General features: G+C 56.3%; 16 protein-coding genes and 1 pseudogene. 13 read left to right on the top strand and 4 right to left on the bottom strand.

Features of this window, described 5'->3' with window-relative positions; all coding sequences use genetic code 11:
- The first annotated feature begins 1 nt into the window (after nt 1).
- The 8 genes from pspF (at nt 2) to ACLRGG_RS04715 (ending at nt 8,431) form a co-directional block, all read left to right on the top strand.
- On the top strand, nt 2–1,003 hold the full coding sequence (gene pspF, locus ACLRGG_RS04750; RefSeq protein ID WP_416248653.1) for a phage shock protein operon transcriptional activator: 1,002 nt from the start codon (nt 2–4) through the stop codon (nt 1,001–1,003).
- A gap of 27 nt (nt 1,004–1,030) precedes the next feature.
- Nucleotides 1,031–1,135: a YoaK family small membrane protein gene (locus tag ACLRGG_RS04745; RefSeq protein ID WP_416248652.1), complete on the top strand. Its 105-nt coding sequence runs from the start codon at nt 1,031–1,033 to the stop codon at nt 1,133–1,135.
- 617 nt (nt 1,136–1,752) lie between these two features.
- On the top strand, nt 1,753–3,378 hold the full coding sequence (gene sapA / locus ACLRGG_RS04740; protein WP_416248651.1) for an ABC transporter substrate-binding protein SapA: 1,626 nt from the start codon (nt 1,753–1,755) through the stop codon (nt 3,376–3,378).
- A 1-nt stretch (nt 3,379) separates the two neighbouring features.
- Nucleotides 3,380–4,345 carry a putrescine export ABC transporter permease SapB gene (gene sapB, locus ACLRGG_RS04735; RefSeq protein WP_416248650.1) on the top strand — a complete coding sequence of 322 codons (966 nt, stop codon included), beginning with the start codon at nt 3,380–3,382 and terminating at the stop codon, nt 4,343–4,345.
- The gene (gene sapC, locus ACLRGG_RS04730) at nt 4,332–5,222 is read left to right on the top strand and encodes a putrescine export ABC transporter permease SapC (RefSeq protein ID WP_416248649.1); all 891 of its coding nucleotides are present in this window, start codon (nt 4,332–4,334) and stop codon (nt 5,220–5,222) included. The genes sapB and sapC overlap by 14 nt, the downstream gene beginning before the upstream one ends.
- Nucleotides 5,223–6,215 (top strand): putrescine export ABC transporter ATP-binding protein SapD, encoded by a 993-nt coding sequence (gene sapD, locus ACLRGG_RS04725; RefSeq protein ID WP_416248648.1) that lies wholly within the window; start codon nt 5,223–5,225, stop codon nt 6,213–6,215.
- Nucleotides 6,215–7,021, top strand: a complete 807-nt coding sequence (sapF, locus tag ACLRGG_RS04720; protein ID WP_416248647.1) for a putrescine export ABC transporter ATP-binding protein SapF — start codon at nt 6,215–6,217, stop codon at nt 7,019–7,021. Before sapD ends, sapF begins: the two co-directional genes overlap by 1 nt.
- Before the next feature lie 273 nt (nt 7,022–7,294).
- The gene (locus ACLRGG_RS04715) at nt 7,295–8,431 is read left to right on the top strand and encodes a CMD domain-containing protein (protein ID WP_416248646.1); all 1,137 of its coding nucleotides are present in this window, start codon (nt 7,295–7,297) and stop codon (nt 8,429–8,431) included.
- On the opposite strand, the gene ACLRGG_RS04710 is transcribed toward ACLRGG_RS04715, so the two are convergent.
- Both ACLRGG_RS04710 and ACLRGG_RS04705 read right to left on the bottom strand, forming a co-directional pair.
- The gene (locus ACLRGG_RS04710) at nt 8,411–9,316 is read right to left on the bottom strand and encodes a LysR family transcriptional regulator (protein ID WP_416248645.1); all 906 of its coding nucleotides are present in this window, start codon (nt 9,314–9,316) and stop codon (nt 8,411–8,413) included. The two genes, ACLRGG_RS04715 and ACLRGG_RS04710, sit on opposite strands and share 21 nt — an antisense overlap.
- Before the next feature lie 144 nt (nt 9,317–9,460).
- Complete coding sequence (locus ACLRGG_RS04705; RefSeq protein ID WP_416248644.1) at nt 9,461–11,053, bottom strand: PTS transporter subunit EIIC; 1,593 nt, start codon at nt 11,051–11,053, stop codon at nt 9,461–9,463.
- A gap of 241 nt (nt 11,054–11,294) precedes the next feature.
- On the opposite strand from ACLRGG_RS04705, the gene ACLRGG_RS04700 reads away from it, so the two are divergent.
- The 5 genes and pseudogenes from ACLRGG_RS04700 to pdeR all read left to right on the top strand — a co-directional run bounded on the left by ACLRGG_RS04700 (nt 11,295) and on the right by pdeR (nt 20,419).
- On the top strand, nt 11,295–13,604 hold the full coding sequence (locus ACLRGG_RS04700) for an FdhF/YdeP family oxidoreductase (protein ID WP_416248643.1): 2,310 nt from the start codon (nt 11,295–11,297) through the stop codon (nt 13,602–13,604).
- Between the two features lie 115 nt (nt 13,605–13,719).
- The gene (locus ACLRGG_RS04695) at nt 13,720–15,654 is read left to right on the top strand and encodes an exoribonuclease II (RefSeq protein WP_416248642.1); all 1,935 of its coding nucleotides are present in this window, start codon (nt 13,720–13,722) and stop codon (nt 15,652–15,654) included.
- Between the two features lie 240 nt (nt 15,655–15,894).
- Nucleotides 15,895–17,961: a carbon starvation CstA family protein gene (locus ACLRGG_RS04690; RefSeq protein WP_416248674.1), complete on the top strand. Its 2,067-nt coding sequence runs from the start codon at nt 15,895–15,897 to the stop codon at nt 17,959–17,961.
- A 25-nt stretch (nt 17,962–17,986) separates the two neighbouring features.
- Nucleotides 17,987–18,169, top strand: a pseudogene (locus tag ACLRGG_RS04685) (YbdD/YjiX family protein); the annotation flags it as partial.
- Nucleotides 18,170–18,436: 267 nt separating this feature from the next.
- Nucleotides 18,437–20,419: a cyclic di-GMP phosphodiesterase gene (pdeR, locus tag ACLRGG_RS04680; protein WP_416248641.1), complete on the top strand. Its 1,983-nt coding sequence runs from the start codon at nt 18,437–18,439 to the stop codon at nt 20,417–20,419.
- Here the strand turns inward: pdeR and ACLRGG_RS04675 are convergent.
- Together ACLRGG_RS04675 and araD are read right to left on the bottom strand one after the other, a co-directional pair.
- Nucleotides 20,416–21,285, bottom strand: a complete 870-nt coding sequence (locus tag ACLRGG_RS04675) for a crotonase/enoyl-CoA hydratase family protein (protein WP_067701534.1) — start codon at nt 21,283–21,285, stop codon at nt 20,416–20,418. The two genes, pdeR and ACLRGG_RS04675, sit on opposite strands and share 4 nt — an antisense overlap.
- Before the next feature lie 198 nt (nt 21,286–21,483).
- On the bottom strand, nt 21,484–22,185 hold the full coding sequence (gene araD, locus ACLRGG_RS04670) for an L-ribulose-5-phosphate 4-epimerase (RefSeq protein WP_416248640.1): 702 nt from the start codon (nt 22,183–22,185) through the stop codon (nt 21,484–21,486).
- Between the last annotated feature and the right edge of the window lie 152 nt (nt 22,186–22,337).

Raw genomic sequence — 22,337 nt, 5'->3', positions numbered from 1 at the left:
CATGAGTGAATTTAACGATAGCCTGCTGGGAGAGTCGAATAACTTCCTGGAGGTGCTGGAGCAGGTTTCCCGCCTTGCGCCGCTTAATAAACCTGTGCTGGTGACCGGCGAGCGCGGCACCGGTAAGGAGCTGATCGCCAGCCGCCTGCACTACCTTTCCGACCGCTGGCAGGGGCCGTTTATCTCGCTGAACTGCGCGGCGCTGAACGAAAACCTGCTTGATTCAGAGCTGTTTGGTCATGAGGCGGGGGCTTTTACCGGCGCGCAGAAGCGCCATCTGGGCCGCTTTGAACGCGCAGACGGGGGAACCCTGTTTCTGGATGAGCTGGCGACTGCCCCCATGCTGGTTCAGGAGAAGCTGCTGCGGGTTATTGAATACGGTCAGCTGGAGCGGGTGGGCGGAAGTCAGCCGCTACAGGTGAGCGTGCGGCTGGTCTGCGCCACGAATGACAACCTGCCCCTGCTGGCGCACCAGGGGAAATTTCGCGCAGATTTGCTCGATCGTCTCGCCTTCGATGTGGTACAACTGCCCCCGCTGCGCGAGCGCCGCAGCGATATTCTGGTCATGGCTAACCATTTTGCCATCCAGATGTGTCGGGAACTGGGGCTGAAGCTGTTTTCCGGATTCACTCAGACCGCCCAGCAGACGTTGCTGAACTATCCCTGGCCCGGTAATATTCGCGAGCTGAAAAACGTGGTTGAACGCTCGGTGTACCGCCATGCAGAACCCGACCAGCCGCTGGATAATATCATCATCGATCCTTTTCAGCGCTCTTCCTCCGCGCTGACGGCGGAGCCTGAACCAGAATCCGGAACGGCGCAGACGCTGCCCGCCCTGCCCGTTGATTTACGCCGCTGGCAGAATGAACAGGAAAAAGCGCTGCTGGAAAAAGCCCTGGCGGAGGCCCGCTTTAACCAGCGTCGGGCGGCCGTGCTGCTGGGCGTGACCTATCATCAGCTGCGCGCGATGATGAAAAAGCACGATATAAATGGCGAGAAATAAGCAGTTATTTAACCTTTACCTGGAGAAATGCCGATGAACCTGAAGCTCATTCCACCCGTTGTTATCCTCGTTGCGGCTGTCGCGTTTATGTCGTGGTTTTTAGCCAGCGGCGCATTTGCACCCGGCAGTTAACATTCCATCTCCCCGCGGGCGGCGCTGGGGTTGTTGCTCAAGTGCATAACGTGCTTATTTTTACGCCTTTTTAAGACAATGATATCTATTTTTTTTTTACCCTGTAGGCTGGGGTCATCAGTAAGCGAGGGATTGGTACTGAGTGAATTTTGGATAACCCTTTTTGTAATGCTTGCTGCCCGGTAACGCGGGCCTTTTTACATTACGCCTGAATTGAACAAGCAGGATACTCCTACTATCCTGCAAGTGGAAATAAGCCCGCCTCGTGCGGGCTTTTTTTCATCTTACCGCATCCAGTGACAGCAAAAAAAAGCCCGCTCGAGGCGGGCTGAAGTATTACTGGAAGCAATGTGAGCAATGTCGTGCTCTTCTTCAGTAGAGCCACCGTCGAAGCGCATTTGAATAGTAATCATTCTCACTACTACCTGTAAAGCATTTTGTTGAGAATTTTTCTCATTACCATAACAACCTTGTGCGTATGCTAACCAACCCGCCGATCGCCAGATGAGGTGTTAAATCGCAGGGTGGTTGAAAAAGCGCCACTTGCCGCAGCAAACTTTGGGCGATACGGGAGAGTGCGATACACTCTGATTATTGCCTGATATTTCTGATGACCTATGCGCACACTCATCCCGACCCTACTAACCGGACTGGCTCTGCTGGCCTCCGCCTCTGCCTGCTCTGCCCCGCCGGGCGATATTCGCCAGAGCGGCTTTGTTTACTGCGTTAACGGCGCGGTAACCACGTTCAACCCGCAGCTGGCCAGCGGCGGACTGGTCGTGGATACGCTGGCAGCTCAGATGTATGATCGCCTTCTGGATGTTGATCCCTATACTTACCGGCTGATCCCCGAGTTGGCGGAAAGCTGGGAGACACGGGACAACGGGGCCACCTATCGTTTTCATCTGCGCCACAATGTGCCGTTCCAGCAAACCGCCTGGTTCAGGCCTACGCGCGCCATGAACGCTGACGATGTGGTTTTCAGCTTCCAGCGTATTTTCGATCGCCATTCCCCCTGGCATAACGTCAACGGCGGCAGCTACCCCTATTTTGACAGCCTGCAATTTGCCGATGCGGTGAAAAGCGTAAAAAAGCTTAATCCCTATACCGTGGAGATCCAGCTGAAAAGTCCTGACGCCTCTTTTCTCTGGCATATGGCAACCCATTACGCCCCCGTGCTGTCGGCAGAGTATGCAGAACAACTGACTCGCGCAGACCATCAGGAGCAGATGGACCGTCAGCCGGTGGGCACCGGCCCTTTTATGCTTAGCGATTATCGTACCGGGCAATATATTCGCCTGGCGCGCAATCCTGATTACTGGAAAGGCCTGCCGCGCATGGCGCAGGTGGTGATTGATATGGGCGCGGGCGGCACCGGGCGGCTGTCAAAGCTGCTTACCGGCGAGTGCGACGTGCTGGCTTACCCGGCGGCCAGTCAGATTTCCGTACTGCGGGACGATCCCCGTCTGCGGCTTACGCTGCGGCCAGGTATGAATATCGCCTATCTGGCTTTTAATACCCGTAAAGCGCCGCTGGATCGCCCGGACGTGCGTCAGGCGCTGGCGCTGGCGATCAATAATGAACGCCTGATGCAATCTATCTATTACGGTACGGCGGAAACCGCTGCCTCCATCCTGCCGCGCGCCTCCTGGGCTTATAATAATGATTCGCGGGTAACGGAATACAATCCCGGTAAGGCGCGCGAGTTACTGAAGGCACAGGGTGTGGACAATCTGCATCTGACGCTGTGGGTGCCTTCGACTTCTCAGGCATGGAACCCCAGTCCGTTAAAAACGGCTGAGCTGATTCAGGCCGACCTGGCGCAGGTTGGCGTGACGGTGACGATCGTTCCCGTCGAGGGCCGTTTTCAGGAGGCCCGCCTGATGGAAATGAACCACGATTTGACGCTGGCGGGCTGGGCGACCGACAGCAACGATCCGGACAGTTTTTTTCGCCCGCTGCTGAGCTGTGCGGCAATAGGATCGCAGACGAACTATGCGCACTGGTGCGATGCCGCGCTGGATGATGTACTGCATAAGGCCCTGCTTTCACAACATCTTTCATCGCGTATCGACTACTACGATCAGGCGCAAAGCATGCTGGCAACTTCTCTACCGGTGCTGCCGCTGGCCTATTCTCTTCGACTGCAGGCCTACCGGGCCGATATCCACGGTCTGGTACTGAGTCCCTTTGGTAATGCGTCATTTGCCGGCGTTCACCGCGATAAGGCTGGGGAGAAATAATATGGTGATTTACACCCTGCGAAGGCTGGTGCTGTGGCTGGTGACGCTGTTTATGCTGACGCTGGTGGGCTTTAGCCTGAGTTACTTTACCCCGCATGCCCCGCTACAGGGCGCCTCGTTGAGTGACGCGTTCGTGTTCTGGTATAAGGGGCTGTTTCAGCTCGATTTCGGCGTGTCGAGCATCAACGGCGAACCAATAGGTCCGCAGATACGCGAGGTGTTTCCGGCAACGCTTGAACTCTGCCTGCTGGCTTTTTCACTGGCCCTGCTGATTGGTATCCCACTGGGCATTGCTGCAGGCGTCATGCGCAATAAATGGCAGGATAAGCTTATCAGCGCGATTGCGCTACTCGGATTCTCCCTGCCGGTATTCTGGCTGGCGCTGCTGCTGACGCTCTATTTCTCGCTGAATCTGGGCTGGCTACCCGTTTCAGGGCGCTTTGACCTGCTCTATCCGGTGAAAAATATCACCGGCTTTGCGCTGATTGACGCCTGGCTTAGCCACTCGCCCTGGCGGCATGAAATGATGATCAGCGCGCTGATGCACGCTATTCTGCCGGTGACGGCGCTGGCCGTCGCGCCTGTTACCGAAGTGATCCGGCTGCTGCGCATCAGTACCCGTGAGGTGATGGAGAAAAACTATATCAAAGCCGCCGCAACCCGGGGCCTGTCGCTGATGACTATTATCCGGCGTCACGTACTGCATAATGCACTGCCACCGGTAATTCCCCGCCTGGGACTGCAATTTTCAACCATGCTGACGCTGGCGATGATCACCGAAGTGGTGTTTAGCTGGCCGGGCCTGGGCCGCTGGCTGGTGGATGCCATTCGCCAGCAGGATTATGCGGCCATCTCAGCGGGCGTAATGACGGTCGGGGGACTGGTCATTACCCTTAACGTTCTGGCAGATATTCTTGGCGCCATCACCACGCCGCTAAAGCATAAGGAGTGGTATGCCCTCAGATAACATTTACGACGAGAAGCGGTTACCCAGTCCGCTTCGCCACACCTGGGGCCTGTTTTACCGGGATACCACCGCAATGATCGGCTTTTATACCTTTATTGCGCTATTGCTGATGTGCATCTTTGGACGGCTGCTGGCTCCCTACGGTCTTGACCAGCAATTTCTGGGCTATCAGCTGATGCCGCCCTCATGGTCACGCTATGGGGATGTTTCGTTCTTCCTTGGCACCGACGATTTGGGTCGCGACGTGCTGAGCCGTCTGCTGAGCGGTGCCGCCCCCACCGTGGGGTCGGCGATTCTGGTGACCCTGCTTGCCGCCGTCTGCGCCATGGTGCTGGGGGTAATGGCCGGTTTGACCCGCGGGCTGCGATCCGCCCTGCTGAACCACGTGCTGGATACGCTGCTGTCGCTTCCCTCCCTGCTGCTGGCAATTATTGTGGTAGCCTTTATGGGGCCACGTCTTGAACATGCGCTGCTGGCGGTGTTTCTGGCGATACTGCCCCGGCTGGTTCGCGCCATCTATACGGCGGTGCATGACGAGCTTGAGAAGGATTATGTGGTGGCTGCCAGGCTGGACGGGGCCACCAGCATGAATATTCTTCGTCATGCGATCTTCCCCAATATCCTGGCGCTGCTGGTGAGTGAATTTACCCGCGCGCTGTCGATGGCGATCCTGGACATTGCCGCACTCGGTTTCCTCGATTTAGGCGCGCAGTTACCCTCACCTGAATGGGGCGCGATGCTGGGTGATGCGCTGGAGCTGATTTATGTCGCTCCCTGGACGGTAATGCTGCCCGGCGGCGCCATTATGCTGAGCGTACTGATCGTGAATTTGCTGGGTGACGGCATCCGCCGCGCCATTGTATCGGGAGTTGAATAGATGCCGCTGCTCGATATTCGCAATCTGACCATTGAATTTATTACCGCTGACGGGCCGGTGAAGGCAGTCGATCGCGTCAGTATGACGCTAAGCGCAGGCGAGGTTCGCGGGCTGGTGGGTGAGTCTGGCTCCGGTAAAAGCCTGATCGCCAAGGCGATTTGCGGCGTTACCCGCGATAACTGGCGCGTAACCGCCGATCGTATGCGCTTTGACGATATCGATCTGCTTCATCTTTCTCCGCGCGAACGTCGCAAAATCATCGGCCACAATATTTCGATGATCTTTCAGGAACCGCAGTCCTGCCTGGATCCCTCTGCAAGCGTTGGACGCCAGCTGGTGCAGGCGATACCCGGCTGGACGTGGAAAGGCCGCTGGTATCAGCGCTTTCGCTGGCGGCACCGCCGGGCCATTGAGCTGCTTCACCGCGTGGGGATCAAAGATCATAGCGAGATTATGCGCAGTTTTCCCTATGAACTGACTGAGGGCGAGTGTCAGAAGGTGATGATTGCTATCGCGCTGGCAAACCAGCCGCGGCTGCTGATTGCGGATGAGCCAACCAATGCCATGGAACCGACCACCCAGGCGCAAATCTTCCGGCTGCTGTCGCGGCTTAATCAGAACAATAACACCACCATACTGCTAATCAGTCACGATCTACAGATGCTGAGTCACTGGGCTAACCGCATTAATGTGATGTACTGCGGCCAGACGGTGGAAACCGCGCTGAGTCCCGACCTGCTTGAGACGCCGCACCACCCTTATACCCAGGCGCTGATCCGCGCCATGCCGGATTTTGGCCGCGCGCTGCCGCATAAAAGCCGCCTGAATACGCTACCCGGTGCCATCCCTTCGCTTGAGCATTTACCGATCGGCTGTCGGCTGGGCCCACGCTGCCCCTATGCCCAGAAGACCTGCATTCAGACGCCGAGGCTGACCGGGACGAAAAGCCACCTGTACGCCTGCCACTTCCCGCTCAATATGGAGAGTCCGTAATGGTGGATACGCTACTTGAAGTGCGTGCGCTGAGCAAAACTTACCGCTACCCTACGGGTTTGTTCCGTCGTCAGCACGTTGAGGCGGTGAAATCCGTCAGTTTTACCCTCTCCGAGGGTCAGACGCTGGCCATTATCGGTGAGAATGGCTCGGGGAAGTCAACCCTGGCAAAAATGCTCAGCGGGATGATTGCGCCGACCGCCGGCGATATTATTATTGATGACCGGCCGCTGGAATATGGCGACTATGGCTATCGCAGCCAGCGTATTCGCATGATATTTCAGGATCCCTCTACGTCCCTGAACCCGCGCCAGCGCATCAGTCAGATTCTGGACTTCCCCCTCAGGCTCAATACCAATCTGTCTGCCGAAGCGCGCGAGGCGCGCATTATCGCCACGCTGCGCCAGGTGGGCCTGCTCAGGGATCATGCTGCCTACTACCCCCATATGCTGGCACCCGGGCAGCGGCAGCGCGTGGGGCTGGCGCGCGCGCTTATCCTCCAGCCGAAGGTCATTGTCGCCGATGAGGCGCTGGCCTCACTGGATATGTCGATGCGTTCACAGCTGGTCAATCTGATGCTGGAGCTACAGGACAAGCATGGCATCGCCTATATCTATGTGACCCAGCATCTGGGGATGATGAAGCATATCAGCGACAAGGTACTGGTCATGCATCAGGGTGAAGTGGTTGAGCGCGGCAGCACCGCCGATGTGATGGCCAGCCCGCTGCACGACCTGACCCGACGCCTGATTAGCAGTCACTTTGGCGAAGCCCTGACCGCCGACGCGTGGCGCAGGGATCGCTGACAGGTCGAGCCGCTTATTGATGCATTCAGTACTGATAAGCGGGTTGAACGGCCTGCTTACTGACTTAAACCTGCTGCTGGCAAGCGTGCCCGCAGCAGGTTTTTATCGCTGAAATCGCTGAATACCTTACTCATTATTCCTTTACGCTATTAATTAGCACCGATCGGTCTTTGGTTCACTTCTCCCGTTGCGCCAGGATGATTCTGTTCTTCAGGCCCGGTTAACGTTGTTTTCATCCTGTCGCCGGGCCGGCTAACTTGAAAAGGAATGACCATGGAACAGCGCCGTTTTTCCGGCAACAGTCACTGGTATCATGAAACACAGTCCACGCTCACGTCGCAGGCTGCCCCGCTGGTTCCTGAAGCGGCCGATATCGAAGATCGTTTTTTGCTCGGCCTGGCATCAGCCTGTACCGGCGAGCTACAGGAAACGCTGTTCCTGGCGCAGCCTGCTCTGCTCGCTTCCCGTGAGATGTATGATGTGCTGCTTCCCCGACAGGTCACGACCAGCCTGACACACACCCTGACGCTGTACGACCGGCTCAGTACCGCGCTGACCGTCGCGCAGGTTACCGGTATTCAGCGTCTGTGTAATCACTATGCTGCCCGGCTAAATCCGCTGCCTGGCCCGGACTCCTCGCGCGAAAGTAACCATCGCCTGACGCAGATAACGGAATATGCTCGCCAGCTCGCCAGCCAGCCCACGCTGATCACCCCGGCTGCGCTAATGCGCCTGGATGAGGTCGGCCTGACGGCACCCGATATAATTACCTTTAGCCAGATAATCGGCTTCGTCGGCTACCAGGCTCGCGTAGTGGCCGGTATTCACGCGCTGCTGGCGCTGCCAGTTTGCTGGATCCCCGGCGTGACTATACCAGCGGATGCTGACCCCTTTTTACCCGGCGAGCACTGGCAGCCGCAGCTGCCACCCGTTGAATTGCGCTATGCTTCCGCACGGCAGCTGGAAGCATTGACCTTTTGCCAGCCACAGGCCGTGCTGAAAGAGAGTGCGTGGCTTTTGGCGCATGACGCGTCGGCGCTTTATGGCTGGGGCAGGCTGTTTGGCACGCTGGAAGCGTCGCTTGATACGCCGGAAGGCGCGCTGGCAGCGGCCGTGGCGGCGAGAATTAACGGCAGTGCGGCCTGCTTCTACCGCTATCCGGCGGGCGCGCTGCGTGATGCGTTGCAGCAGGGAACGGATCGGGCAATGGCGGCAGCAAACGATAAGGAGCGGGCCGTCATTCAGGCGGCAGCCCAGCTAACCCGCTCGCCGGAGCGTGTTAACACCGCGCAGATCCAGCCGCTGAAGACCCAGGCGTTTACGCCTGGCCAGATGTTGAACATTTTCCAGAGTACGGCGCTGGCCAGCTGGAACAACCGCCTGATGCAGTCACTGGGCACGACCGCCTGACCAGCCGCGTACCTCATCAAAAAAGTGCTGCGACAGCGGCGTCGCCCTGCCCGGCTCCGCAATCACCACCGCAGCCTGACGGGCCATCGGCTCAATGACCAGCCTGCGCCGTTGCAGCTCGGGGGTCATCTCCAGGAGCAGGTGACCGCAGGGCGAAATTAGCGCGCCAAGTCCAACCTGGGTAGCCTGCACCAGCTGGAAAACCGAGGTGGTTTCCAGTATAACCCGCAGACGGACCTCAGCTTCGCGAAAGTGGCTGTCCAGATAACGCCGGAAATAGCGCGTTTGCTCGGCAAGGCACAGCGGGATCCCGGCCAGCTCGCTCAGCGTCAGCGGCTGGTCGCCCATCAGCTGCGGGAAATGTTGCGGGTGGAAAACCACTTCAACGCCTTCATCCTGTAATGAGATAGCCTGAAAATGCAGCTCGCGCAGCGTCGCCGGCTCGAAAAAACCAATGCCGACATCAACGGTGTGGCTGTTGAGCGCATCCAGCAGCTGATCGGCACTGAGCACCGCCACGCGGTAATCAAGTTCAGGATAGCGATCGCCAATAACTTTAAGCATCTCCGGCAGTGAGAGGCTGCACTGTGGCACGACGCCAATGCGCAGCGTACCGTTTACGCCGTGCTTAAGGGATTCCACCTCCAGCTTAAGCCCCTGGTAAACCGATACGATCTCCCGCGCCCAGACCAGCACCCGCTCGCCTTCGGCGGTAAAGCCGTCAAAATTATTGCTGCGATTAATCAGCGACAGCTCCAGCTCACGCTCAAGGTTTTTCAGGCGCATTGATAACGTTGGCTGACTGACAAAACTGGCCTCAGCGGCGCGGCCAAAATGCCTTTCACGCTCAAGGTTGACCAGGTATATAAGCTGTTTTATATCCATTATTTCTTTATATCACATCATTAGGTGCAGTCAGCGGAGTGACTATTCAGACGCTGAACCAGCTGCGGGAGAGTGTATTCTGACACAGCGTCCCATGTTTCAATGGTGTAAACAACCGCACTCTTTTCCTGGTTTCAGATCCATTCAGGTGACGCCAAGTGCTGTTTTGACCTCGCTGGCGATGTTCTCAACCTGCGGACCGTAAACAACCTGTACGTCATGTTCACTGACGCGCTTTACGCCGTTTGCACCGGTCGTTAGCAGGGTTTTGTCATCCACCTCCTGCATCGCTTTGACCCTCACCCGCAGTCGGGTAAAGCAGCAATCAATATCCTCTATATTGGCTTCGCCGCCCAGCCCGCTGATAATGATCCGGGTGCGCTCTCCGGCATCGGAAATAGTGAATTGTTTATCCTCCTCTTCCGACTCTCTGCCGGGAGTTTCAACCCGCATGCGCAGAATGATAAAGCGGAAGCCATAGTAATATACCGGTATATAAAGTGCGCCCAGCACCAGCGTCCACCACCACTGCGTTTTGCCGCCGCCCAGCACCCCAAAGACCATCAGATCGATGGCGCCGCCCTGCACGTTGCCGATCATCAGGTGTAACAGCGACATCAGCATAAAGGAGAGGCCGCTGAGCAGCGCATGCAGCAGATACAGCACCGGGGAGACAAAGATAAAACAGAACTCCAGCGGTTCGGTAATACCGGTGGTAAACGACGTCAGCGCGCCCGCCAGCATCAGGGCTTTTACCCGCTGTTTGTGTTCAGGGCGGGCACAGTGATACATCGCCAGCGCCGCCGCGGGCAGCCCGAACATCATGACCGGAATTTTGCCCTGCGCCAGAAAGCGGGTGGCGCTGCGTACCGCGTCATCGCTAAGGCTTTGCGGATGCGTAAGAGAGTAATTAAAAATATTCAGCGCTCCCACCAGCGTCTGATTATCCACCTGAGCGATACCGCCTACCGGCGTGAAACGCACCGTTTCATTCAAAATATGATGCAGGCCGGTGGGGATCAGCAGCCGCTCGCTGCTGCCATACAGAAATGCGCCGTACTGACCGCTTCGGCCAATCAGTGCGCCAATCCAGCCTATTCCGGAGCCTATCGTCGGCCAGATAGCCGCCAGCAGCACCCCTGCCAGTGGCAGGACCAGCACGGTAACGATGGGCACCAGCCGCCTGCCGCCAAAGAAACCGATGGCCATCGGAAGCTGCGTAGTATAGAAGCGGTTATGGAGTGCCGCCGTCAGCAACCCGGCAATGACGCCGCCGAGTACGCTCATATTATAGGTAAAAATGCCCAGCGTTTCGGTGTATTCCGCCCAGGTCATCAGCGCCACAGTTTGCGTCATCCCCTTTGCCTGAAGGGCCACGGGCGTGGTGGTCGCGGCGGTCAGCCCCTGCGCAGCCAGCGTGGCACTGATGCCAACGTGCATGGCAATAAAGCCGATCGCGGCGGCGAACGCGGCGGTGGGCTTTTCGGCTTTCGCCAGACTAATGGCGCTGGCGATGGCAAAAAAGAGCGGCAGGTTAGCAAAAAGTGCGCCCGCCACCTTGCGAATAAAGCCAATCAACAGTTGAGGGAGCGTCCAGCTGGCAAAGGTTTCGCCGGTTACGGCCGGGTTTTGGAGGGCAGCCGCCAGCCCGAGAAAAATACCGGCGGCCGCGATCACGGAGATGGGCATCATCAGCGCCTTCCCGAAGGCGTGGATTTTACTGGCAAATTCTTTCATAGGTCCCTCAACGCGTCGGTGGGAAAGCCTAATTATTAGCCAATTCTCCAGGCGGGAACGGTTTGCTCATAGTTTTGTCGTGCAATGTTTGAGTCCCATCACGCTTTCGCGATAAACATTAGCTATCGCACCATTAAACCAATCAATTAGACAATTTTTTTACCTGAATGCAGACTTATCCCATAAAAGAAGCAATAGTTTATTAACACCCCAAAAACATAAATTAAACCTGCGAAGCCATATGAAATTTAAAACTGCAATCAAGCCCTATGAGGCAGCTGCCGGCGGTTGGGGATCTCTTGAAGCCACCACCCGTTTCGTCTTCGACAGCAAACAAGTTCTGAAAAACATGCGCAACCTGATGCGTATGAACAAAGCGAAAGGCTTTGACTGCCCGGGCTGTGCCTGGGGCGACGATAATAAAAGTACTTTCAGCTTCTGTGAAAACGGTGCCAAAGCGGTAACCTGGGAAGCGACCCGCCGCTTTATTGATGCCCGTTTTTTCGCCCAGTACAGCGTTTCCGCTCTTTATCAGCAGAGCGACTACTTTCTTGAGTATCAGGGCCGTCTGACCGAGCCGCTACGCTATAATCGCGCAACGGATCGCTACGAGCCTGTCAGCTGGGATGCTGCCTTTGCACTGATTGCCAAACATATTCATGCAATGGACAACCCCGACCAGATGGAGCTTTATACCTCTGGTCGCGCCAGCAATGAAGCCTCATGGCTGTATCAGCTGTTTGGACGCCTGCACGGCAGCAACAACTTCCCTGACTGCTCCAATATGTGCCATGAAGCCAGCGGTACCGGTCTGAAGCGCAGCATTGGCGTGGGCAAAGGCACCATCCGGCTTGATGATTTTGACCACGCCGACGCTATTTTCGTTTTTGGTCAGAACCCCGGCACCAACCATCCGCGCATGCTGCACAGCCTGCGTCACGCGGCCGATCACGGGGCAAAAATCGTTACCTTCAATACCCTGCGCGAGCGCGGCCTTGAGCGTTTTGCCGACCCGCAAAAACCGCTGGAAGTGGTCACCAGCAAAGCCGGATCCATCAGCTCTACCTATTATCAGCCGAATCTCGGCGGTGATATGGCGGCCATTCGCGGCATGGTCAAAGCACTCAATGAAACCCACAAAGCCCTGATTGCGGCGGGTGAAAAAGGGCTGTTTGACGATGTGTTTATCAATGCCAAAACCGAAGGTATGGACGATTATCTGGCAGTGGTTGAGTCCACCGAATGGACACAGATTGAAAAGCAGTCCGGTCTGACCGAGCAGCAGCTGCGTGAAGCGGCGGCCATCTATCAGAGCGCGGATCGGGTTATTTGCACCTGGGCAATGGGCATTACCCAGCATAAACACTCGGTTGATACCGTGCGCGAAATCGTCAACCTGCAATTGTTATTTGGTCAGCTGGGTAAAAAAGGCGCAGGCCTTTGCCCGGTTCGCGGACACAGTAACGTACAGGGCAACCGCACGATGGGGATTGATGAGAAACCTTCTCAGGCTTTCCTCGACAGTATGGCAAAACACTTTGACTTTGAGCCTCCTCGCGAGGCCGGCCATAATACGGTTGAAGCGCTGGAAGCCATGCTGCGCGGTGAAGTGAAAGTGCTTATCGCCCTCGGCGGAAATCTTGCCGCAGCCGCACCGGACAGCCCGCGTACCGAAGAGGCGATTCGCCGCTGCGGCCTTACCGTACAGATCAGTACCAAACTCAATCGCAGCCACCTCTGCCCCGGTTCCGAAGATGCGCTGATCCTGCCGACGCTGGGTCGTACCGAGCAGGATATTCAGGCGACCGGTCCCCAGTTTATTACCGTAGAAGATTCATTCAGCATGGTTCACGCTTCCGAAGGCGTGGGTAAACCTCTGGCAGATACCCAGCGCTCTGAAACCTGGATTATCGCCGGTATTGCGCAGGCGGTGCTGGGCAGCGAAAAAGTTGACTGGCAGGCACTGGCCGGCGATTACAATCTGATCCGCGACCATATCGCCGCCACCATTCCGGGCTTTGATGATTTCAATGCGAAGTGCGATATTAAAGGCGGATTCTATCTGGGCAATGCCGCTGCTGAATTCCGCTTTAATACGCTGCACAACAAGGCGCAGTTCAGCTCCGCCAGGCTGCCGGACTCACTGTTCCCACAGCTGGATGGCGTAGAGGTGCCTTTTACCCTGCAAACGCTGCGGTCGCACGATCAGTACAACACCACTATTTATGGCCTGGATGACCGCTATCGCGGCGTTTACGGTCAGCGTGAAGTGCTGTTTATTCATCCGGATGATTTGGCGGCGCAGGGACTGTCGGCAGGGGACAACGTTGATATCGAAACGCTGTGGAATGACGGAATTACCCGTCGCGTCAGCGGCTTCAAGCTGGTGCCTTACAATATTCCGCGGGGCAATCTGGCGGCCTACTATCCGGAAACGAACCCGCTGGTGCCTCTCTCCAGCTTTGGTGACGACAGCGGTACGCCGACCTCAAAATCAGTGCCGGTGAAAATCAGCCTTTCCGTGGTGAAAGACGCGCTGCGTATCGCCTGATCCCTGCCCCCTCTCTCATCAATCTAAGCCGGGTCTCCCGGCTTTTTACTTGCCGCGAGCCGGTTAATCGCGTAAAACTGTCTGCCGCTCTTAGGCCACGAAAACTGTTGAGATTATGTTCCAGGATAACCCGCTGCTCGCGCAGCTCAAAGAGAAACTCCACTCCCAGACGCCGCGTGTTGAAGGGGTGGTAAAAGGCACGGAAAAAGGCTTCGGCTTTCTCGAAGTTGACGCACAAAAGAGTTACTTCATTCCGCCGCCTTTTATGAAAAAGGTGATGCATGGCGACCGCGTAAGCGCGGTGATCCAGACCGATAAGGATCGTGAGGTTGCCGATCCCGAAACGCTGATAGAGCCATTCCTGACCCGCTTTGTTGGCCGCGTACAGAAGAAAGACGATCGTCTTTCCATCATTCCCGACCATCCTCTGTTGAAAGACGCTATTCAGTGCCGTGCGGACCGCAGCGTCCAGCATGATTTTCAGCAGGGCGACTGGGCCGTGGCCGAAATGCGCCGCCACCCGCTGAAGGGCGACCGTACCTTCTACGCCGAGCTGACAAGCTTTATTACCACCGCCGACGATCATCTCGCCCCCTGGTGGGTCACCCTGTCACGCCACAATCTGGAACGTGAAGCGCCCGAGGCAACCGCTGGCGATATGCTGGATGAGCAGCCAACGCGCGAGGATCTGACCGCGCTGGAGTTTGTCACCATCGACAGCGCCAGCACCGAAGACATGGATGATGCGCTCTACGTGCAGGAAACGCCGGAAGGTGAGGTGCAGCTGACCATCGCCATTGCCGATCCGACGGCTTATGTGGCGGCCGGCAGTGAGCTGGATACCATTGCCGCACAGCGCGCATTCACCAACTACCTGCCGGGCTTTAATATTCCGATGCTGCCACGTCAGCTCTCTGACGATATCTGCTCGCTGCGCCCGCATGAACGCCGTCCGGTACTGGCCTGCCGCGTTCGCGTTGCCGCAGATGGCTCGCTGGGTGCGGATATTCACTTCTTCGCCGCCTGGATCGAGTCCAAAGCCAAACTGGCCTACGACAATGTCTCTGACTGGCTGGAGAATATCGGTGACTGGCAGCCGGAAACGGATGCCATCGCGCATCAAATTCGTCTGCTGCACCGCCTCTGCCTGGCGCGCGCCGAATGGCGTCAGACCCATGCGCTGGTGTTTAAAGATCGCCCTGATTTCCGCTTCCTGCTGGGTGAGAAAGGCGAAGTGCTGGATATCATCGCTGAACACCGCCGTATTGCTAACCGTATTGTCGAAGAAGCCATGATCGCCGCCAATATCTGTGCGGCGACCGTACTGCGCGATAAGCTGGGCTTCGGCGTTTATAACGTCCATCAGGGCTTTGATGCAGCCGGTGCTGAGCTGGCGGCCAGTGTGCTTGAAAACCACGGTGTGAAGGTCGACCCGCTGGCTATCGCCACGCTGGAAGGTTTCCGCGCCCTGCGCCGTGAGCTGGATGCGCAGCCGACGCAGTTCCTCGACAGCCGTATCCGCCGTTTTCAGTCGTTTGCTGAGGTCAGTATTGAACCCGGTCCCCATTTCGGCCTGGGCCTTGAAGCCTATGCCACCTGGACCTCACCTATCCGTAAATATGGCGATATGATCAACCATCGCCTGCTGAAGGCGATTATCAAAGGCGAAAGCGCCCCACGCCCTCAGGACGCGATAACGGTGAGAATGGCCGAGCGTCGCCGTCAGAACCGTATGGCTGAGCGTGATGTCGGAGACTGGTTATACTCGCGCTTTCTGCAAAGCGCCGCCGGAACCGATCGACGCTTCAGTGCGGAGATCATTGATGTGTCACGCGGCGGTATGCGCGTGCGGCTGACCGATAACGGCGCGGTTGCCTTTATCCCTGCCCCCTTTATTCACGCGGTGCGCGATGAGATGGTGTGCAGCCAGGAGAATGGCAGCGTGCAGATTAAAGGCGAAGTCGTTTATCGCGTTACGGACGTGATTGAGGTGACGATCGCTGAAGTGCGTATGGAGACGCGCAGCGTGGTGGCCCGACCGGTCGCATAATACCCCCGCAGGTGGGATAGCCTTTATCCCACCTGCCTCACCTGCTGACGTAAAACCCTCCCCATCAGCCAGCGGCTCACCCCGATAATCAAGAAACGTCCTTATCACCCGGATGCCCGGCCGATAACGAAAAAAACCTCCCCTCCTCACACTTCTCCGCTGATTCACTTTCATTAACAAACGATTACATTACCTTAAACTTCTGTGCCCCTTCTTATGGTTGCTGCAAGGAGTTATATGATGAGAAATGTCAAAACCGGCGTGATATGGAGTGCGGTGGCGGTGATCGGCGCTGGCGCGTTTGCCATGCTGGCATTAAGCCGTGGCGAACATGTTAACGCACTGTGGCTGGTGGTGGCTTCGGTGGCCTGTTACAGCATTGCCTGGCGATTTTACAGCCTGTTTATCGCCAGGGATATTTTTGAACTGGACGACCGCAGACGCACGCCTGCCGAGCGCTATAACGACGGTCTGGACTATGTGCCCACCCACAAATGGGTACTGTTCGGTCATCACTTTGCCGCAATTGCCGGGGCAGGACCGCTGGTTGGCCCGATTCTGGCGGCACAAATGGGCTTTCTCCCTGGGACCCTTTGGATCCTGGTCGGCGTGATGCTGGCCGGTGCGGTGCAGGACTTTTTGATTCTGTTTATCTCCACCCGGCGCGATGGCCGCTCGCTGGGTGAAATGGCAAAGCAGGAGCTGGGGGCCTTTGCGGGGGTGGTGACCATGCTCGGCGCGCTGGGCGTGATGATTATTATTCTTTCCGCGCTGGCGCTGGTGGTGGTAAAAGCGCTGGCGAACAGCCCCTGGGGGCTGTTTACCATTGCCGCCACGCTGCCCATTGCACTGCTTATGGGCATCTATATGCGATTTATTCGACCAGGTAAAATTGCTGAGGTGTCACTGATTGGCTTTGTGCTGATGATGGCCGCGATTATTTATGGCGGCAATATCGCGCAGCATCCCACTTTAGGCCCCTTCTTTACCCTGGATGGAACAACCCTGACCTGGGTGCTGGTTATCTATGGCTTTATCGCCTCCGTTCTCCCTGTCTGGCTGCTGCTGGCACCGCGTGACTATCTGTCAACCTTCCTCAAAATTGGGGTGATTGTCGGGCTGGCTGTGGGAATTGTTTTCGCCATGCCCGAAATGAAAATGCCTGCCCTGACGCGATTTACCGATGGCAGCGGTCCGGTATTTTCAGGCAGTCTGTTCCCTTTTTTGTTTATTACTATCGCCTGTGGAGCCATTTCAGGCTTCCACGCGCTGGTTTCCAGCGGCACTACGCCGAAACTGGTCGAGCGTGAAAGTCATATCCGCTTCATTGGCTATGGCGCAATGCTGATGGAGTCATTCGTGGCGATTATGGCGCTGATTTGCGCTTCCGTAATCGAACCCGGCGTCTATTTTGCCATGAACTCACCAGCGGCCCTGATTGGCACCACGGTCGAAACGGCCTCACAGGCCATTAACGGCTGGGGCTTTGTGGTGACACCAGAAGTGCTGAATGGCATTGCCCGCGATGTCGGTGAAGGATCAATACTTTCACGGGCGGGCGGCGCCCCAACCTTTGCCGTTGGCATGGCACATATCATTACCGAGGTATTTAACAGCCGGGCGATGATGGCATTCTGGTATCACTTTGCGATCCTCTTTGAAGCGCTGTTTATTCTCACCGCCGTCGATGCCGGTACCCGGGCCTGCCGTTTTATGGTACAGGACCTGATTGGTACGGTAGTCCCCGCCCTGGGTAATAATCGTTCATGGCTCGGCAACATTGCGGGCACCAGCGTTGCCGTTGCCGGATGGGGCTTCTTTGTTTATCAGGGCGTCAAAGACCCACTGGGCGGAATAAACACGCTCTGGCCGCTGTTCGGCATTGGCAATCAGATGCTGGCCTCGATGGCGCTGATCCTCGGCACCGTGGTGCTGTTCAAAATGAAGAAACAGCGCTATGCGTGGGTGACCCTTCTGCCCACCGCCTGGCTGCTGATCACCTCAATGACCGCCGGCTGGCAAAAAATTTTCCATCCCCAGCCCAATATTGGTTTTCTGGCGCAGGCGCGTAAATTCTCAGCTGGCATTGAGAATGACACGATTATCGCTCCGGCGAAGACGTTAGCGGATATGCAGACGATTGTGTTAAGTAACCAGATCAACGCGGCGCTTTGCGCCTTCTTTATGCTGGTCGCGGTGACGATGCTGATTGCCGCCTTTTTTGTGATCCGCCGGGCACTCAACAGCGACCAGCCAACCGTTCACGAAAGCGATACGACACTGAGAAACGAGGCCAGCCATGTCTGATAATACGACGCGTCTCTCTGCCGGGCTGGTGATATCACGGCTGGCGCAGAGCTTCAGATTAATGGTCGGGGTGCGGGACTATGTCGGCTACGTGCGGCATATGCAGCAGCAGCACCCTGAATTAACACCCATGACCGAGAAAGCATTTCACCGCTACTGCATTGATGCCCGCTATCTGGGGAAAGGCGGCGGCAGGTGTCCCTGCTAACGCCCTTGGATTTCACCCTGTGCATTCAGCTACGTCCCCCGCCTCAAGCGCGGGGGTATCGTCGCAGTTACTCTCTCCCGCAGTACCATCACAACGTTATTTTTTTAAGCGGCCCTTCCACGCGTTCCAGCGGGGTAGATTAATTTCGCTGTTCATCTTCACTAAAGAAATATATTCATTATTCGGCTTGTGATTGTGCAGGTTGCCGAATACTGTTGCTAAAATAATAAGATACAGCTGCATTGCATGCTTTAAGGAGATCATTAAATGACCGATGACTACGGGCAGTCGTTATTTTTTACCCGGTTTGGTACTACAAGCCCGCATTGGCGTTTAACTTCCGACAGCGATGCGCTTAATTTCGCTGAAGATGAAACCTCTTCCACTCACATTGCTGTGGCGCTTACGCCGGTTCAGGCCAGGCTGCTGCGAGGTATGACCGTGATTACCTCCAGCGTGAATCTTACCCTCTCTCTCTATGGTGAAGAGATCCCGATGCATCTGGTTGGCCGCAAGGTTAACCGTTCGGAGTGGGCGGGTAGCGCATCAGCATGGGGTGATACCTCGGCCGTGGCGCGCGATCTGTCGTTAGGGCTCTCTTTCGCCGAGCAGGTTGTCTCTGAGGCTAATTCGGTGATTGTTATCCTTGACCAGCGTGGAAATATTCAGCGTTTTAACCGCATGAGTGAGGAGTATACCGGCCTTAAAGAGCAGGAAGTGATTGGCTGCAACGTCTTCCAGCTCTTTATGACCCGCCAGGAAGCTGCGGCCTCACGACGTAACATCAGCGGATTTTTCCGGGATGGCAGTTCCTATGAGGTAGAGCGCTGGGTTAAGACCAAAAAGGGCCAGCGCCTGTTTCTGTTCCGCAATAAGTTTGTTCATAGCGGTAGCGGTAAAAATGAAATTTATCTTATCTGCTCCGGGACGGATATTACCGAAGAGCGCCGCGCACAGGAGCGTCTGCAGGTGCTGGCCAATACGGATACCATTACCGGCCTGCCCAATCGCAATGCGATACATCTTGCTATCGGCGACGCGGTGGAACAGCGTGGCGACAGTCAGGTGGGTATTGTGTATCTGGATCTGGATAACTTCAAGAAGGTGAATGATGCTTACGGGCATATGTTTGGCGATCGGCTGTTACAGGCCGTCTCCCTTGCCATCCTCGGCTGTCTGGAAACCGATCAGACGCTGGCCCGTCTCGGTGGCGATGAATTTATTGTACTGGCACTTAACTCAAGCCAGTGCGCGCTGGAGGCAATGTCAAAACGCATTCTTGAGCGCCTTAAGCTCCCGTTCCGTATTGGGCTGATTGAAGTCTACTCCGGCTGTTCGATCGGCGTGGCGGTGAGCCCCCAGCACGGCGGCGACCGCGAGAGTCTGATCCGCAATGCCGATACCGCCATGTATACGGCCAAAGAGAGCGGGCGCGGCAAGTTCTGCATCTTCTCCAATGAGATGAACCAGCGGGTGTTTGAATACCTCTGGCTGGATACTAATTTGCGGAAAGCACTCAAGCAGGATCAGCTTATCCTTCACTATCAGCCAAAGCTGGACGCTAATGGCCACGTTTCCAGCGTGGAGGCCCTGGTGCGCTGGCAGTCGCCAGAACGCGGCCTGGTGCCGCCCGGCAGTTTCATCTCCTATGCCGAGGAGTCGGGGCTGATTGTCCCCTTAGGCCGCTGGGTCATGCTTACCGCACTGGCACAGACGCTCCGCTGGCGGGAAAAGGGCATTCATCTGCGCATTGCGGTGAACGTTTCGCCTCGGCAGCTGGCCGATCAAAGCATCCTGGTGGATTTCAAACAGGCGCTTGAACAGGCGGGGTTGAGTGAAAGCCCGATCGATATTGAACTCACCGAAAGCTGCCTGATTGAAAATGAAGAGAAAGCGCTGTCGCTGATGGCGCAGTTTAAAACGCTGGGCGCTGAAGTGCATCTTGATGATTTTGGCACCGGCTACTCGTCGCTTTCTCAGCTGGCACGCGTACCAATTAACGCGATTAAACTCGATCAAAGCTTTATTCGCGATGTGAATCACCAGCCGGTGTCGCAGTCGCTGGTTAAGGCCATTGTCGCCGTTGCCCGGGCGCTGGATCTCAGCGTAATCGCTGAGGGGATTGAAACTAAAGAGGAAGAGGCATTTGTTATTGCCAGCGGCGTCAATGGACGTCAGGGCTATCTTTACGCAAAGCCAATGCCCGCTAACGAACTCGAGCACTGGCTTAAGGTACATCTAAAGAATTAGCTTACTTTTCTTAATGCCTGAGCGCTGTGGCGGTTTTGTATCAGAACCAGACGCTCCATATAAGCAAGATCTTTGGGCTCCATGGTAAAGGCAAAATCGACCCAGTCTTCGGTGATATCCATCAGTTCAGCACGCGATAATTGCAGTACGCGCTGGCGGGCTTTGAGCATCGCCCTCACCCCGTTCAGCTTTGGCCGCAGCACGTCAATAAAGGTGCGGGTCGCCTGATAGCCCTCCCCGGGCTGAAAAACTTTATCCACCAGCCCACGCTCTGCAAACCACTCGGCGCTGTGGGACTCTCCCTCACAGATTAACTCCTCCGCCAGCTTCATCCCGGAGCGGCGTGCCACCAGTGAATATCCTCCCATTCCCGGGAAGAGGTTGAAGGCAATTTCAGGAAAGCCCATTCGCGCGGTGTCCTGAGCGAGGATGAAGTGGTGCGCCAGCGCGGCCTCAAAGCCGCCGCCCAACGCGCTACCCTCAATCATGGCAATACTGACTGCACCCGTATCGAACCCCCTTGCGGCGGCATGGATGCAGTCTACGCAGGCCCGGGCATAGGCGCGCAGGGCTTCACGGCGTCCGTTTTTAATGCACTGGGCGAAGAAGTTGAGATCGCCGCCCGCATTAAACATGGTCGGTACCAGCGAACCGGTAACCCAGAAATCGATCGGCAAGCCTGATCGCTGGGCGGCATAGCTGAGATTCATTATCTCTTCAATAAGCTCATGGTTAAAACTTGGACGCGGCTGCGCCCGTAGCATCATCCACATCGTACGGCGGCCTTCTTCATAGTACGCGGAAAGCTGGGTGGTTTGACCAACTTCACTAAACAGCCTGCAGGTAGTTTGATTAATAACGGTCATGATATTTCCTCTGTTTATGGGTGTGCTTAAATGCGGTTCAAGCGTAATCCAGAGGGGCTGTTCTCTAAACGGGTAATTGATTTTTAAGATAAAACAGAGGAGGCCCGACGCATGCTGTCAGCCGCGTGCGTAACCCGCGGTGACAGCAACTTAAGGGATGTGATTAATGCGAAAGTAACGTAAGCGTCGTTGAAAGAATTACTTTTTCTGACCATAGGTGGCATTACTGCCGTGCTTGCGTAAATAGTGGCGATCCAGAAGAGACGGCTGCATTGCCGGGAGTTCAGGCGAAAGCTGCTGGCTGTAGATACCCATATAAGCGACCTCTTCCAGGACCACCGCAGAGTGAACCGCGTCGTCTGCCGTTTTGCCCCAACAGAACGGCCCATGCGAGTGAATTAACACGGCGGGGATGGCCAGCGGATCCAGCTGCCTTTCCCTGAATGTTTCAATGATCACCTGCCCGGTTTCCCACTCATAGCGCCCCTGAATTTCGCTGGTGTGCATCTGTCGGGTACAGGGAACCGCACCGTAAAAGTCGTCGGCATGGGTGGTCCCCCATGCGGGAATATCCCGGCCTGACTGGGCCCAGATAGTGGCATGGCGGGAATGCGTATGAACAATCCCCCCAATTTGCGGCCAGGCCTGATAGAGCGCACGGTGCGTATCCGTATCGGAAGAGGGCCGTTTGCTCCCCTCGACAACGTCACCCGTCAGCACGTTAACCACCACCATGTCGTCCTGCGTCATTGCACCATAGTTAACGCCCGAGGGCTTAATCACCATCAGCCCGGATTCACGATCCACGGCGCTTACATTCCCCCAGGTGAAGACCACCAGGTTATGACGCGGAAGGTCGAGATTCGCCTCCAGCACCTGCTGCTTGAGTTGTTCTAACACTTTCTGCTCCCATCGCGTTTCTTTTTATTTTCAGTGTTCACGGCGATGGCGGGTATGGAGGTAACGGCTGGATGTAGGGCAGAAACTGGCTGTTGATCCCTGATTGTGATGATTCAGTTAACAATATGGCGCTGAAGGGACTGTGGCCGGGG

This window comes from Erwinia sp. PPS120 (genome assembly GCF_047918655.1).
GTDB classification, from domain to species: Bacteria; Pseudomonadota; Gammaproteobacteria; order Enterobacterales; family Enterobacteriaceae; genus Erwinia; species Erwinia tasmaniensis_A.
The sequence above is the reverse complement of the archived record's forward strand: the minus strand, read 5'-3'. Positions and strand labels throughout refer to the sequence as shown.

What these genes read in the sequence shown, in the direction of transcription:
- sapB (WP_416248650.1), top strand. Translation starts at nt 3,380, where the DNA reads ATGGTGATTTACACCCTGCGAAGGCTGGTGCTGTGGCTGGTGACGCTG.
- ACLRGG_RS04700 (WP_416248643.1), top strand. Translation starts at nt 11,295, where the DNA reads ATGAAATTTAAAACTGCAATCAAGCCCTATGAGGCAGCTGCCGGCGGT.
- pspF (WP_416248653.1), top strand. Translation starts at nt 2, where the DNA reads ATGAGTGAATTTAACGATAGCCTGCTGGGAGAGTCGAATAACTTCCTG.
- ACLRGG_RS04745 (WP_416248652.1), top strand. Translation starts at nt 1,031, where the DNA reads ATGCCGATGAACCTGAAGCTCATTCCACCCGTTGTTATCCTCGTTGCG.
- pdeR (WP_416248641.1), top strand. Translation starts at nt 18,437, where the DNA reads ATGACCGATGACTACGGGCAGTCGTTATTTTTTACCCGGTTTGGTACT.
- ACLRGG_RS04675 (WP_067701534.1), bottom strand. Translation starts at nt 21,285, where the DNA reads ATGACCGTTATTAATCAAACTACCTGCAGGCTGTTTAGTGAAGTTGGT.
- ACLRGG_RS04705 (WP_416248644.1), bottom strand. Translation starts at nt 11,053, where the DNA reads ATGAAAGAATTTGCCAGTAAAATCCACGCCTTCGGGAAGGCGCTGATG.
- sapC (WP_416248649.1), top strand. Translation starts at nt 4,332, where the DNA reads ATGCCCTCAGATAACATTTACGACGAGAAGCGGTTACCCAGTCCGCTT.
- sapF (WP_416248647.1), top strand. Translation starts at nt 6,215, where the DNA reads ATGGTGGATACGCTACTTGAAGTGCGTGCGCTGAGCAAAACTTACCGC.
- sapA (WP_416248651.1), top strand. Translation starts at nt 1,753, where the DNA reads ATGCGCACACTCATCCCGACCCTACTAACCGGACTGGCTCTGCTGGCC.
- ACLRGG_RS04710 (WP_416248645.1), bottom strand. Translation starts at nt 9,316, where the DNA reads ATGGATATAAAACAGCTTATATACCTGGTCAACCTTGAGCGTGAAAGG.
- sapD (WP_416248648.1), top strand. Translation starts at nt 5,223, where the DNA reads ATGCCGCTGCTCGATATTCGCAATCTGACCATTGAATTTATTACCGCT.
- ACLRGG_RS04715 (WP_416248646.1), top strand. Translation starts at nt 7,295, where the DNA reads ATGGAACAGCGCCGTTTTTCCGGCAACAGTCACTGGTATCATGAAACA.
- ACLRGG_RS04690 (WP_416248674.1), top strand. Translation starts at nt 15,895, where the DNA reads ATGAGAAATGTCAAAACCGGCGTGATATGGAGTGCGGTGGCGGTGATC.
- ACLRGG_RS04695 (WP_416248642.1), top strand. Translation starts at nt 13,720, where the DNA reads ATGTTCCAGGATAACCCGCTGCTCGCGCAGCTCAAAGAGAAACTCCAC.